This is a genomic window from Mesorhizobium sp. B4-1-3, from assembly GCF_006439355.1.
In the GTDB taxonomy this organism is placed as follows: Bacteria; Pseudomonadota; Alphaproteobacteria; order Rhizobiales; family Rhizobiaceae; genus Mesorhizobium.
The window spans coordinates 197,018-210,362 of record NZ_VFTG01000004.1 but is presented as its reverse complement, the minus strand read 5'-3'; the positions used below and the strand labels follow the sequence as shown (position 1 = coordinate 210,362).

The window sequence follows — 13,345 nt, the reverse complement described above, 5'->3', positions numbered from 1 at the left end:
TTGGGTGAGTCGAATGAACGACATCGTTACCGCCGATTACGTACCCTCCGAAGACGAGCCGTTCATGAACGAACGGCAAAAATCGTACTTCCGCCAGAAGCTTATCACTTGGAAGAATGACATTCTGCGCGAAGCGCGCGAAACCCTCGAAATCCTGCAGCAGGAAAACGCAAACCACCCCGACCTGGCCGATCGCGCCTCCTCCGAAACCGACCGTGCTATCGAATTGCGCGCCCGGGACCGCCAGCGCAAGCTCATCTCCAAGATCGACTCCGCGCTCCAGCGCATCGACGAAGGCACCTACGGCTATTGCGAGGAAACCGGGGAGCCGATCGCGCTGAAGCGGCTCGACGCGCGCCCGATCGCGACGTTGTCGATCGAGGCGCAGGAGCGCCATGAGCGTCGCGAGAAGGTCTATCGCGACGACTGACGCGACCTGAATAGACAAGAAGACGTAGAGAATGGCCGGATTTCCGGCCATTTTTGCTTTCAGATCAGAGTGTTTCACGGAAGCCGTGAAACGCTCCCATCTCTTTTGTTCTGATGCAAATCGGATGGAAGGCTGCGGCGAAGTCGCCAAGCCTGACCGTGCGCAGTTTTCCTGGAATTGCGTCAAGGGCCGCGGCAAGGTTCGCCGGGACCGGCAAGCTGCCGTCAGGTCAGCGCTTGTGGCTGCCCAGTTCGCCAAGCAGCTTGGTCATCTCATCATCGAGGGAAGGCTTTGGCGCGGGTTTGCTTGCCGCCGGCTGGGCGTGCGTCTCGTCGAGAGAGGTCTCGAGTTCGTGCATCAACGTGTCGTCGATGGAATCGTTTGAGGGCGGCGGCGTGTATCTGGTGCTGCCGTTGGTCGTTCCGTAGCCCGGCAGCGGCATGACCTTCGCCGTCGGCTGGCTCGGCGCCGCCGGCTTGGGCGGCACCGGAGCGGGCGCCGGCGCACGCGGACGCGTGGCGGCAGCCGGCTGAGTAGCAGGCGGCGGCGGTTGCCTGACGGGCGCGGGGGCGGGTGGAGGCGCCGGCTGCGGCGTGCGCGGCCGCGCGGCGGTTGCCTGCTGCTGGCCGCTGTCGCCGGTCAGCGCCGGGCGGCGAGGCGCTGCCAACCGGATATCGCGCTCGACCACTACATCGGTCGGTCCGCCGATCAAGATCAGGTGCTCGACGTCGTCACGGCGCACCAGCACCAGCCTGCGATGGCTGTCGACGGCGGTGGCGTCCATGACCGCAAGGCGCGTCTTGCGGTTCCTGCCGCCGGCCACGAAGGTGCCGAAGGTCAGGTTGCGCACCACCTTGATGACGAGCAGGACGACGACAAGCAAAATGAGCGCCGCGAACGTCCACAAGATTGCAGCGACATAACCCGGACCCGCCACGCTATCCAGCCACTGCAGCATCGGTGCACCCAATCGCCTGTTCGAGTGAGGCGACACTAGACCGCGGCGGCGGCCGGCCGCAAGTTCACATCACCGATCGTGAACAGTTTGAAACATGAATCGTTGATTTTATCGGACATTTGCCGCCGGGGTCTTTTCCGTTACAGGAGAATGTGATTCAACCGACCGTCCGCGCCCATCGGACACCGGAATCACGAGCAGGGGGAACATGGCCAAGGAAGCGCGCGGCGATTTCTATCCGGTACCGATCGTCGACCAGAACACGCGTCCGGGCGCCGTCACCAGGCTCATCGTCTTCATCGTCGTCTTGACCGGCGCCGCGATCGTCTTCGGGCTTTTCCGCGAGCGGCTCGGCGATCCCTTCCTGCTCGGCATGCTCGGCGTGCTCGCCATGATCGGCGTCGGCTTCCTGTTCGCGACCGCGATCGGCTTCGTGCAGATCGCGCCGCGCTCGACCGGCGACGAATTGTCGAAAGCCTTCGTCGACTCGATGTCGCAGGGCCTGCTGGTCACCGACACCAAGGGTCGAGTCGTCTACGCCAACCGCGCCTATGCCGACATGACGGGTGCCGCCTCGGCCGCCGACCTCAAGACCGTCGAGGGGCTGTTGTCGGATGTCCCCGAGGCGTCGATGACGATCTACCGGCTGGCATCGGGCCTGCGCGACGGCCAGGCGGGCGACGGCGAATTCCGGCTGGCGCAGTCGATCAAACCGGGCGCCGAGCCCGGCGCGCGTTGGTATCGGGCGCGTGCCCGCGCCTTCAGCATGCCCGGGCAAAGGCTGCCGATGCTGGCTTGGCAGCTCGCCGACATCTCGCAGGAACGGGCGGAGCAGGAACGCTTCTTCCTCGACCTGCAAAAGGCCATCGACCATCTCGACCACGCGCCAGCCGGGTTCTTCTCGGCCGATCAGGAAGGCCGCGTCACCTACATCAACGCCACGCTTGCCGAGTGGCTGGGCATCGACCTCGCCTCCTTCACGCCGGGCGCCATCACGCTGCCCGAAATCATCGCCGGCGACGGCATGGCGCTGGTCCGCTCGGTCAAGGCCGATCCCGGCACCACGCGCAACGCCGTCATCGACCTCGATCTCACCACCATGAGCGGCCAGGCGCTGCCGGTGCGCTTCATGCACCGGGTTTCGGCAAGCCGCGAAGGCGTGAACGGTCCCACGCGAACGATCGTGCTCAACCGCACACAGGGCGAGGACGCCTCGGCCGAGCTCAGAGCATCCGAGGTTCGCTTCACGCGCTTCTTCAACTCGACGCCGATGGCCATTGCCGGCGTCGACGCGAACGGACGCATCCTGCGCACCAACGCGCCGTTCCTGCAGCTGTTTTCATCCGTGGTCGACCGCGACGCCGTCGACCGGCGGGTACGCTTCGAGACCATCGTCCACGAACGCGACCGGCCGGCCTTTGCCGCCGCCTTCGAAAAGGCCAGGCAGCGGCAGGCTAATATCGAGCCGATCGACTCCGTGTTGCCCGGCAATGAGGAGCGCCACATCCGCTTCTACGTCAATGCCGTCGCCGACAGCGCGGGCGGCGAAGGCGCCGAGGAAGCCGCCATCGTCTATGCGGTCGAGACTACCGAGCAGAAGGCGCTCGAGGGCCAGATGGCGCAGAGCCAGAAGATGCAGGCGGTTGGCCAGCTCGCTGGCGGCATCGCGCACGACTTCAACAACGTGCTGACCGCCATCATCATGGCGTCCGACCTTCTCTTGACCAACCACCGGCCGTCGGACCCGTCCTTCCCCGACATCATGAATATCAAGCAGAACGCCAACCGGGCGGCTTCGCTCGTACGGCAATTGCTGGCCTTCTCGCGCAAGCAGACGCTGCGCCCGGAAGTGCTCAACCTGACCGATGTCCTGGCCGATCTCCGGATGCTGCTTGCCCGCCTGGTCGGCAACGACATCAAGCTCAAGATCGACCATGGCCGCGACCTGTGGCCGGTCAAGGTCGATATCGGCCAGTTCGAGCAGGTGGTGGTCAATCTGGCCGTCAACGCGCGCGACGCGATGCCGAGCGGCGGCGATCTCACCGTGCGTACCCGCAACGTCACGACGGAAGAATGCAAATCCTTCGCCTACCGCGAGCTGACGCCGGCCGATTATGTGCTCGTCGAAGTCGAGGACACCGGCAGCGGCATCGCGCCGGACGTCTTGAAGAAGATCTTCGAGCCGTTCTTCACGACCAAGGAAGTGGGCAAGGGCACCGGCCTCGGCCTGTCGATGGTCTATGGCATCATCAAGCAGACCGGCGGCTTCATCTTCTGCGATTCCGAAGTCGGCAAGGGCACGGTGTTCCGCATCTTCTTGCCGCGCCACATCGCCGAAGCGAGAAAGCAGGCCGAGCCCGGCGACGCGCCGGCGGCCGCGGCGGCGGCCCCGGCGAAGCCGACCGATGCCGCGAAAGACCTCTCCGGCTCCGCCACCGTGCTGCTGGTCGAGGATGAGGATGCGGTGCGCATGGGCGGTGTGCGGGCGCTGACCTCGCGCGGCTATACCGTGCATGAGGCGTCGTCCGGCGTCGAGGCGCTGGAAGTGTTCGAGGCGCTCGGCGGCAAGATCGATATCGTCGTGTCCGACGTGGTGATGCCGGAGATGGACGGGCCGACACTGCTCGGCGAGTTGCGCAAGCGTCAGCCGGACATCAAGTTCGTGTTCGTTTCGGGCTATGCCGAGGACGCCTTCGCCAAGAATCTGCCAGCCGACGCGCATTTCGGCTTCCTGCCGAAACCGTTCTCGCTCAAGCAACTGGCGACGATCGTCAAGGACGTTCTGGAATCGTAGGGCGTTTCAGCGCTGTGCTTAAGTAAGCCAGCGCTTGCGCATTGCGGCCACCCTGTCATGATGGTCTTCGGATGGGTCTATCATGGTGGTAGTAGCACGTGACGCCGCATATCGAGGCGGGCCGGGGGGACTATGCCGAAACCGTGCTGTTGCCGGGCGATCCCGAGCGCGCCCAATGGATGGCGGAAACCTTTCTCGAGGCCCCGCGCTGCGTCAACCGCAGAAGGGGCGCGCTGGGCTTCACCGGCCGGTTCCGCGGCAAGCCGGTCAGCATCCAGGCGACCGGGATGGGGGTGTCGTCTTTCCTGATCTATGCCTTTGAGCTCATGGACTGTTACGGCGTCAAAACGTTGATACGCACCGGCACATGCGGCGGCTTGTCGGAAGCGGTGCCCCTACGCGGTGTGGTCATCTCCAGCCAGGTGCGCGCCGAGGGGCCAATCAGTGGGCAGGTGTTCGGGCTGTTCCAGCCGGCGGGACCCGACCCGGCGCTGCATGCGCTGGCGCTGCGACGCTCAGCCGATCTCGGCATCGCCTGCAGCGCCGGACTGACGATCTGCAGCGACGTGTTCCACCATCCCGACGGCCGGGCGCGGTTCGACGAGCCGAGGGCGCTCGGAGCGCTGGCGGTCGATATGGAGACCAGCGCGCTCTATCGGATCGCGGCGAAGTTCGGCGCGCAGGCGCTGTCGCTGCTCACCGTGGTCGATCACATCGCCACCGGCGAGCTGACCGATTATTCGGAGCGTCAGGCCCTCTTCACCGACATGACCCGGCTGGCGCTCGAAGTCGCAGCCGAGAGCTAAATCTACTGGGTCAATTCCTTGCGAACGGCGGCGACCTCGCCGGACGAAACCGCCGGAGCGGCATTGCCCCAGCTGTTGCGCACATAGGTCAGGACGTCGGCGACCTCCTGATCGTTCAACCGCCAGGCCAGGGATGGCATTGCCGGAGTGGTGCGCGCGTGCTGCGTATGCACGGCCTGGCTTCCCGCCAGGACCAATCGGGCCAGCGTCTCCGTATTGCCCTGGGCAATGATGGAGTTGTTGACGAGCGCCGGGAAGAGGGCGCCTGCGCCTGCGCCGTCGCCGCCATGGCAGGCCGAGCAATTGTCCCGGTAGATGGCCTCGCCGGTCACCATCCTTGCCTGGTCGGGTTTTGCCGGTTGCGCGTTGCCGGTATCCGAACCCAGGCTCTTCAGATAGACGGCGACGGCTTTCAGATCCGCATCGGTCATCTTGGAGGTCGAGTTCTCTACGGCCTCGGCCATCGGGCCCGAGGCGATCGAATGCGCGTTGACGCCGGTTTTGAGGTACTGGATCAGATCGTCCTCGGACCATTTCCCAAGACCGGATTGCGTATTGTTGGTGATGTCGGGCGCGAACCAGCCCTGCAGCGAAGCACCCTGCAGGAAGACGCTGTCCTTGTCGGCGCCGAGGAATGATTTCGGCGTGTGGCAGGTGCCGCAATGGCCAGGCCCCTGGACGATGTAGGCGCCGCGGTTCCATTCCGCCGGCTTGGACGGGTCCGGCGTGAAAGCCGTCTCGCTGAAGTTGAGCAGGTTCCAGCCCCACATGGACAGACGGATGTTGAGCGGGAACGGCAACTGGTTGGCTTCGACCTTGTTCGAGACCGGTTCGACCGTGGTGAGATAGGCCCAAAGGTCGGAAATGTCCTGTTCGGTCATCCTGGTGTAGGCCGGGTAGGGCATCGCCGGATAAAGCCGCACGCCATTGTGGCCGATGCCGGTCTTCATCATGTTGCGGAAATCGGCCTCGCTCCAGTTGCCGATGCCCGTCTCGCTGTCGGGCGTGATGTTTGGCGGGACCAGGGCGCCGAACGGCGTTTCGAGCGGCAGGCCGCCGGCCAAAGGCTTGCCGCCTGGCCTCGTGTGACAACCGGCGCAATCGCCGAGCACGGCCTGATATTGGCCGCGAATGATCTGGTCCGCCTGGTCGGCGGCGATCGCGGAGGTCCAGCACAGGGTGGCGAGACCCGCGGCAAGGGTGATGGCCAGCGTCCTCATGCCTGCACCAGCGGTGCGCCCGGATTGCGCAGATATTGGTTGCGGATGGCATCCGCGGCGCGGAAAGCGAGCGCGCCCACGGTTCCCGTCGGATTCTTGCCCGCGTTCTGCGGGAAGGCCGAAGCGCCGATGACGAAGACGTTCGGCACGTCCCAGCTTTGCAGGAAGACATTGACGGCGCTTCGTTTGGGGTCCGTCCCCATGATGGCGCCGCCGGTGTTGTGCGTGCTCTGGTACGGCACGCTGTCCCAGCCTTTCTTGCGCCGGCCGACGGCGTATTGCTTGCCGCCGAGCTTCTTGGCGATCTCCTCCATCCGGTCGCAGAGATAGTTCGACATGCGGACGTCGTTGTCGGGGAAGTCGAAGGTCATGCGCATCAACGGGCGGCCGAAACGATCCTTGTAGGTCGGATCGAGGTCTAGATAGTTGGCGCGCGTGGCATAGCTGCTTCCCTGCGAGGAGAAGGAAAGCGTGCTCTTGTAGCCCTCCACGGTGGCCTTCTTCCAGGCGCTGCCCCATTTCGGAGTGCCGGGAAGCGTCGGGCGCGTGCCGATCGGGCGCCCGTTGGTCGGGATGCAGTTGATGCCCGCGCCACCCACGAAATCGAGGCCGCCATGATCGAAGGCATCGCCATTAAAATCGTCGATCGTCTGGCCGAGCGCGCCGGCGGCGATGAACGGATTGAAGTTCTTGTCGTCGAAGAACACCTGCACGCCGGCGTTGGTCTGGTAGCAGTAGTTGCGTCCGACCGTTCCTTCGCCGCTGTTGGGATCGTAGATCTTGCCGATACCGGACAGCATCATCAGCCGCACATTGTGCAGGCCGTAGGCGCATAAAAGCACCAGGTCGGCAGGCTGGAAATATTCCTCGCCGGAGGAGTCAATGTAGGTCACGCCGCGCGCGGACTTACCGCCGGAGGCAAGGTCGACATGAAGCACCTCGCTGTCGGTGCGGACCTCGAAATTAGCCTTCTTCATCAGCACCGGCAGGACGGTCGTCTGGGCGCTCGACTTGGAATAGTTGGCGCAGCCGAAGCGCTCGCAGAAGCCGCAGAACGTGCACTGGCCAAGCGTGATGCCGAGTGGATTGGTGTAGGCGCGCGACATGTTCGCCGACGGGGTCGGGAACGGATGCAATCCCATCGACCTGCCAGCCTCGGCAAACAGGGTGGGCGCGTAGGTCATCTGCATCGGCGGGTTCGGGTAATCGCGCGCCCGCGGGTCCTCGAACGGGTTGCCGCCTTCCTGCAATTGGCCCTTGATGTTGCCGGCCTTGCCGGAGATCCCGGCCAGATACTCGAACTGATCGTAATAAGGCTCCATATCGGCGCCGGTGACGCCCCAGTCCTCGACCTGGAGGTCGGCTATCCGGGCCGCGCCATATTTATTCGTCAGATTGGTCTTGGTCTTGAAGTCGGAATCCCAGAACCGCCAGGTGTGGCCGTTCCAATGGACACCGGCGCCGCCGACGCCATTGCCCGGCAGGAAAGAGCCGAAATCGCGCATCGGCAGCGCCGTCTGCGAGGGATCGTTGCGCATCGTCATGGTCTCGACGACCGGCTGCAGGAAGAGATCGCGACGGATCGAGTAGCGCAACTCATCCTGCGCATAGCCGATGTTGAAATCGGTCGCGGTATCCCGCCAGGGACCGCGCTCGACGGCGAGCACGTCCAGCCCCTGATCCGTCAGCTCATTGGCAAGGATCGCGCCCGTCCAACCGAGGCCGACGATGACGACATCCTTGCGCGGCAATATCCTTGTCATCGGTCAGGCTCCCTTGCCGAGCCATTCCGGACGCCCGGCGATCGACACCGGCGTCAGCGGATAAGGCTGATTGTGCTTGGCGACGTGGTCCCGGTAGTCGTAGCGGGCGCCCGGGAAACCGAGCATGCGCCACGACGCCATGTCCTTGTTGCCGCCATAGATCGGGTCGGCGAAGAAGCCCTCCATCGTGTTCTGCAGCAAAAGCCCGAAGAATCCGGCGGCCTTGACTCCGTTGGGCAGATCGACCTTGCCCGCTTCCATCTCGGTGAGGAAAGCGTCCTGTTCCTCCGGCTTGAGCTCGACGAATGTCTTGCCGTCGCGCTGTTTCAGGAAGGCATCCATGGCAGCCAGTCCGGCGCGGTAGCGCTGTGCCGGGTCGGCTTCGCCCTGGTAGCCCTGTGTCGGCAATGCCGGCTTGAACGGCCCTTGCGTGTAGAGCCGGCTCGATGTCCCGAATGCGCCCACCAGTTGCCGGTCGATGTAGACGGCGCAGCCGGCCTCCTTGCCGCCGATGCTGAGGTCGTCGTGGGGGACCAGCCTGTCGACGATGGCCTCGACCAGAGCCGCTTCCTTCGGCGTGAAGAACTGCCACCCGCCGGGGATGACCCGCGCCGGCGGATCCGAAGCCATCGGCTCCCAGGGCAGGGAGCCCGAGATCGTTCGCGCGAAGCTCACGGCCGGAGCTGTGATCGTCAGCATGGCGACAGAGGAGAGGAAAAGACGCCGGTTCATCCTGATAGGATAGCGATGGCTCATATTAGGTGCCTCGAAGATAAAGGTGCCGGCCTCGGGAAATCACGCCCAAGTTAAAGATGATGGAAACTGTAAAGCTCAAGCCGCATAGCTCGATTTGTGCCAGCCTGCGGAAAGATAGACTGTCCGTCAAGCGCATCGTCAATCGTTGGTTAGGCCTGCCGCCGTTGTCCGTTGTGCCTGTATTTTAGATGGATGCAATAACCTGTCGGTGGGCGGATCGCTCCGCCGCCTGGCCTGTCCAGGGGAATTCACCATGCCGTGTTAGGCGGCTTCCCGCTTCAACGCAGCCTGGTCCTCAACGCTGGGCCGGTGGCCGCGCAGATAAAGCGCGCAGGTCGTGCGCAGCATGGAAGCGAAGTTCGGGATCTGGCCGTTGATCTCGATCGCCTCGTCATAGAGTTTCGAGATGAATTTCGGGGTCGTCAGTCCCTGGCTGTCGGCGATCTCGTCTAGCAGACCCCAGAACGTCGCCTCGAGCTGGATGCTGGTCGAATGGCCGTCGATGCGGATCGACCTGTTGATCTGCCGGTAGCCTTCCGGGTCCTGCCCGGCGAAGACTCTGCACATCGGTACCTCCCGTTGTTGTTTGTCTTGGCGCCGATTGGGTCGGCTGGCGCCTTTTTGAACACTGCCTGCGTCGGTCATTTTCGATCCGATAGCCGTCGACGGCAATCAGACTTTCGTCCTTAAAGCGCGTCGCCGAAGCCGTTTCGGCGACGCGCTTTAAACCTTTTGTGTCCTGCATGCCGTTCCCCAAACCGCGGCACACTTTTGGGCGGCATGCAGATGAAACTGGAGCGACACTAGCCGTTTTCAAGCTCCAAGCGTGGTAATCGGCTGCCACCACCATTTTTCGCCGGCGCGCATAATCGGCTTCGAAGCAAGAGAGCTCACGGAGTCCGATTTGGCGAAGACGATCCATTCCATGATCAGGGTGCTCGACGAGGCGCGGTCCGTCGATTTCTACGGCAAGGCCTTTGGCCTTAAGGTCGCGCAGCGGCTCGATTTCGAGACCTTCACACTCGTCTATCTCAGCAATGAGAGTTCGCCTTTCGAGGTGGAGCTGACCGTCAACAAGGGGCGCACCGAGCCCTACGCGCTTGGCGACGGCTACGGCCATCTCGCCGTCTCGGTCGCCGATCTCGACAGCGAGCACGACCGGATCGGCGCGCTCGGTCTCAACCCGAAGAAGATCGTCGAGTTCAACCACGACGGGGCGCTGATCGCCCGCTTCTTCTTCATCGAGGATCCCGACGGCTACAAGATCGAGGTCCTGCAGCGGGGAGGGCGCTTTCAATAGGGGATATTCGCCGCGGAGAGGCGCGGCGCCAGCAACGGCACTCTCTCAGGGGTGCGATCAGCAAGCAGGGAGGAAATCATGGTTACAGTCTACCAGAAGCAGCCGGGCTACGGGACGGAGGCCGGGCTTTCGCGGCGCGAGCTTCTGAAGCGCGGCGGCGCGGGCGCGCTGCTCATCATCTCGGGCAGCGCCGTCATCAGCCCCGAGCACGCCTGGGGTCTCGAAACCTCGGCGCTGAAGCCGGAGACGATGGCGACGCTGATCCAGGTGGCGCGCGACATCTACCCGCACGACCAGGTGCCGGACAAATATTACGCCATTGCCGTCAAGGACCACGACGAGACGGCCGCCAAGGACCCGGCCCACAAGGAGCTGATCGAGAAGGGTATCGCCGAGCTCGACAAGAAGGCGGGCAAGGGCGGCTATCGCGGGCTTGGCTGGGAGGAGCAGCGGGTGGCGTTGCTCACCGGCATCGAGAAGACGCCGTTCTTCCAGGCGGTGCGCGGCGGACTTGTCGTCAGCCTCTACAACCAGAAGGAGGTGTGGCCGATCTTCGGTTACGAGGGCGAGTCCTATTCCAAGGGCGGCTATATCGCGCGCGGCTTCAACGACGTCGAGTGGCTCTGAGCCGCTCTGTCCTAGAGCGGTTCGGCGTTTCGCCGAACCACTCTAAGTCTTTGTTTTACGCAATTCCGCACGGAAACCGCTACGCACTTTTCCTGGAATTGCTCCTGAACCGCTTTTCGACAGAATTTCATGGGAGGAAACCATGGCAGCACAATTTGATCTCAACAATGACGGCGTGGTCGTCATCATCGGCTCCGGCGCGGGCGGAGGCACGCTCGGCAACGAGCTCGCGCAGAAAGGCATCGACGTCGTCATCCTCGAGGCGGGCGCCCGCCACGAATATGAGGACTTCATCAATGACGAGTGGGAGTCCTTTGCCCAGCTCGCCTGGAAGGACAAGCGCACCACGTCGGGCGACTGGCGCGTCGCCAAGGACTTTCCGAACCTGCCGGCCTGGATCGTCAAGTCGGTCGGCGGCTCGACCACGCACTGGGCGGGCGCCTCGCTGCGTTTCCAGGAGCATGAGTTCAAGGCGGCCACGACCTACGGCAAGGTCAAGGGCGCGAACCTCCTCGACTGGCCGGTGACGCTGGCCGAGATGGAGCCCTATTACGCCAAGGCCGAAGCCAAGATGGGTGTCACCGGAACCAACAACTGGCCGCGGCTGCCCGGCAACAACAATTTCAAGGTGCTCAAGGCCGGCGCCGACAAGCTCGGCTACAAGGAATGCCACACCGGCAATATGGCCATCAATTCGGTGGAGCGCGACGACCGCAATTCCTGCCAGCAGACCGGCTTCTGCTTCCAGGGCTGCAAATGGGGCGCCAAATGGTCGACGCTCTACACCGAGATCCCGAAGGGCGAGGCGACCGGACATCTGGAGGTGCGGCCGAACTCGATGGCGATCAAGATCAACCATGACGCTTCAGGCAAGGTGACCGGCGTCGTCTATGCCGACAAGGACGGCAAACTGCAGGAGCAGAAGGCCCGCGTCGTCGCGGTCGCCGGCAATGCGATCGAGAGCCCGCGCCTGCTGCTCAATTCGGAATCGAGCAAGTTCCCGCATGGGCTTGCCAATTCGTCGGGACAGGTGGGCAAGAACTATATGCGCCACACCACCGGCTCGGTCTATGCCATTTTCGACAAGCCGGTACATATGTATCGCGGCACCACCATGGCCGGCATCATCCGCGACGAGGCGCGCCACGATCCCTCGCGCGGCTTCGTCGGCGGCTATGAGATGGAGACGCTGTCGCTCGGCCTTCCGTTCATGGCGGCCTTCCTCAACCCCGGCGGCTGGGGCCGTTCCTTCACCACGGCGCTCGATCATTACGACCATATGGCCGGCCTGTGGATCGTCGGCGAGGACATGCCGCGAGAGGAGAACCGCATCACGCTGCACAAGGACGAAAAGGACGAGCACGGCATGCCGATCGCCGACGTCCATTTCGACGATCATCCGAACGACGAGGCCATGCGCAACCACGCCTACAGCCAAGGCCAGGCGCTCTATGCCGCGGTCGGCGCGACCAGGACCTTCCCGACGCCGCCTTATCCTTCCACCCACAATCTCGGCACCAACCGGATGAGCGAGAAGCCGGAGGACGGCGTGGTCAACAAGCACGGCCAGTCGCACGACATCAAGAACCTGTTCGTTTCCGACGGCAGCCAGTTCACCACCGGCGCCGCGGAGAACCCGACGCTGACCATCGTGACGCTGGCGATCCGCCAGGCCGACTACATCGCCGCGCAAATGTCGGCCAAGACCATCTGAAGCGGTTCGGCGTAACCGCCGACCCGCTCCAGCTATTTTGTTTGACGCAATTCCGGACGGAAAACCGCTACGCACTTTTTCTGGAATTGCGTTGGTCCTCCCGACTGCCTGCTGGCGCGGGACCCGAAAGGGTTCCGCGCCTTTTTTATGCGCGGCTACCTTCTGGTGCAGGTCGAGGCCGTGAAGGCGCCGTCCTGCTGCTTCATGATGATGTCGAAGGAGGGAGCGCTCGGGTCGTCCAGCGTCGCCTGGGTCATCGAGATCGAATTGCCGCCGCTAGTGTAGCCGCCGAGCGGACCGAGCCAGGTGATCTCGCCATTGGGGTTCATCTGGTAATTGTAAGGCGGCGGCGGGGCGCCGAAGGTCACAGGGCCGCTGTAGAGGCTGCCCTTGATGGTGATCTCGCCGAGATTGAGGAACAGGCCGAGCAGGTAGACCTCGCAGTGATAGACGCCGTCCGGCAGCTTGCCGTTGGCGAAATCGGTGCGGGCGGCGCCGGCAGTGGATATCAGAAGCAGGAAAGTCAGGATCGTTCGCAGGGCCATGACGTCGCTCGTTTGCACGGCGACCTTGCCCCATTTCGCCATGAGCCTGCAACCGGGCCGGTATCGTTGCCAGACAGCTCTGAACAAAGTTTAGGCATTGGATCAATTGTGCAGAACCTGGGCGCGTAAAGTTTCCTCACGAATGAGACCGGCAACCAGACGCATTCTACCGCGTATTCAGCTAACTGGCTGAAAATATGAAATATCCTGCGTGTCATTTAACGGGACCGATTTGGCATGGGGATTGCAATGCTTGGTGGGCCAAGGACCTATGTGCCTCCACGAGATCGTTCGCCGGCGATGCGCTGACGAACGCAGATGTTGCCTTCGAGGGGAAGGCGCCCGGCCGGAGCACGACGCATGATCGCGCCCGGCCGGGCATCGCTGCTGCTGCTCGCGCGAAGACAGCTTGCTGCGATTTGATTGGCTGCT

General features: G+C 63.5%; 12 protein-coding genes. 6 read left to right on the top strand and 6 right to left on the bottom strand.

The features are described from left to right. Window positions 1-13 precede the first annotated feature (13 nt). Window positions 14-430, top strand: coding sequence for an RNA polymerase-binding protein DksA (gene dksA, locus FJW06_RS07865; RefSeq protein WP_040972254.1), 417 nt, complete (start codon window positions 14-16; stop codon window positions 428-430). 229 nt (window positions 431-659) lie between these two features. Here the strand turns inward: dksA and FJW06_RS07860 are convergent, their stop codons facing one another. Then, a complete protein-coding gene (locus FJW06_RS07860) occupies window positions 660-1,388 on the bottom strand; it encodes a flagellar biosynthetic protein FliO (RefSeq protein ID WP_140750317.1) in 729 nt (242 codons plus the stop codon). A gap of 208 nt (window positions 1,389-1,596) precedes the next feature. Between FJW06_RS07860 and FJW06_RS07855 the strand changes: the two genes are divergently transcribed. Together FJW06_RS07855 and FJW06_RS07850 are read left to right on the top strand one after the other, a co-directional pair. Then, the gene (locus FJW06_RS07855) at window positions 1,597-4,182 is read left to right on the top strand and encodes an ATP-binding protein (RefSeq protein WP_140750315.1); all 2,586 of its coding nucleotides are present in this window, start codon (window positions 1,597-1,599) and stop codon (window positions 4,180-4,182) included. A gap of 98 nt (window positions 4,183-4,280) precedes the next feature. Beyond that, complete coding sequence (locus tag FJW06_RS07850; RefSeq protein ID WP_140750313.1) at window positions 4,281-4,988, top strand: DeoD-type purine-nucleoside phosphorylase; 708 nt, start codon at window positions 4,281-4,283, stop codon at window positions 4,986-4,988. Between the two features lie 2 nt (window positions 4,989-4,990). Here the strand turns inward: FJW06_RS07850 and FJW06_RS07845 are convergent, their stop codons facing one another. The 4 genes from FJW06_RS07845 to FJW06_RS07830 all read right to left on the bottom strand — a co-directional run bounded on the left by FJW06_RS07845 (window position 4,991) and on the right by FJW06_RS07830 (window position 9,294). Beyond that, the gene (locus FJW06_RS07845) at window positions 4,991-6,208 is read right to left on the bottom strand and encodes a cytochrome c (protein ID WP_140750311.1); all 1,218 of its coding nucleotides are present in this window, start codon (window positions 6,206-6,208) and stop codon (window positions 4,991-4,993) included. Beyond that, window positions 6,205-7,971, bottom strand: a complete 1,767-nt coding sequence (locus FJW06_RS07840; RefSeq protein ID WP_140750309.1) for a GMC family oxidoreductase — start codon at window positions 7,969-7,971, stop codon at window positions 6,205-6,207. The genes FJW06_RS07845 and FJW06_RS07840 overlap by 4 nt, the downstream gene beginning before the upstream one ends. A gap of 3 nt (window positions 7,972-7,974) precedes the next feature. Further along, window positions 7,975-8,727: a gluconate 2-dehydrogenase subunit 3 family protein gene (locus FJW06_RS07835; RefSeq protein ID WP_181178182.1), complete on the bottom strand. Its 753-nt coding sequence runs from the start codon at window positions 8,725-8,727 to the stop codon at window positions 7,975-7,977. A 261-nt stretch (window positions 8,728-8,988) separates the two neighbouring features. Next, entirely contained in the window at window positions 8,989-9,294 is a 306-nt protein-coding gene (locus FJW06_RS07830; protein WP_140750307.1) for a ribbon-helix-helix domain-containing protein, read from the bottom strand. 337 nt (window positions 9,295-9,631) lie between these two features. Here FJW06_RS07830 and FJW06_RS07825 point away from each other — a divergent pair, with 337 nt between their 5' ends. The 3 genes from FJW06_RS07825 to FJW06_RS07815 all read left to right on the top strand — a co-directional run bounded on the left by FJW06_RS07825 (window position 9,632) and on the right by FJW06_RS07815 (window position 12,368). After that, on the top strand, window positions 9,632-10,027 hold the full coding sequence (locus FJW06_RS07825; RefSeq protein ID WP_140750305.1) for a VOC family protein: 396 nt from the start codon (window positions 9,632-9,634) through the stop codon (window positions 10,025-10,027). Between the two features lie 78 nt (window positions 10,028-10,105). Next, window positions 10,106-10,654, top strand: coding sequence for a gluconate 2-dehydrogenase subunit 3 family protein (locus FJW06_RS07820; protein WP_140750303.1), 549 nt, complete (start codon window positions 10,106-10,108; stop codon window positions 10,652-10,654). A gap of 142 nt (window positions 10,655-10,796) precedes the next feature. After that, window positions 10,797-12,368 (top strand): GMC family oxidoreductase, encoded by a 1,572-nt coding sequence (locus tag FJW06_RS07815; protein ID WP_140750301.1) that lies wholly within the window; start codon window positions 10,797-10,799, stop codon window positions 12,366-12,368. Between the two features lie 155 nt (window positions 12,369-12,523). Here FJW06_RS07815 and FJW06_RS07810 read toward each other — a convergent pair whose 3' ends face one another. Further along, complete coding sequence (locus tag FJW06_RS07810) at window positions 12,524-12,913, bottom strand: hypothetical protein (RefSeq protein ID WP_140750299.1); 390 nt, start codon at window positions 12,911-12,913, stop codon at window positions 12,524-12,526. Between the last annotated feature and the right edge of the window lie 432 nt (window positions 12,914-13,345).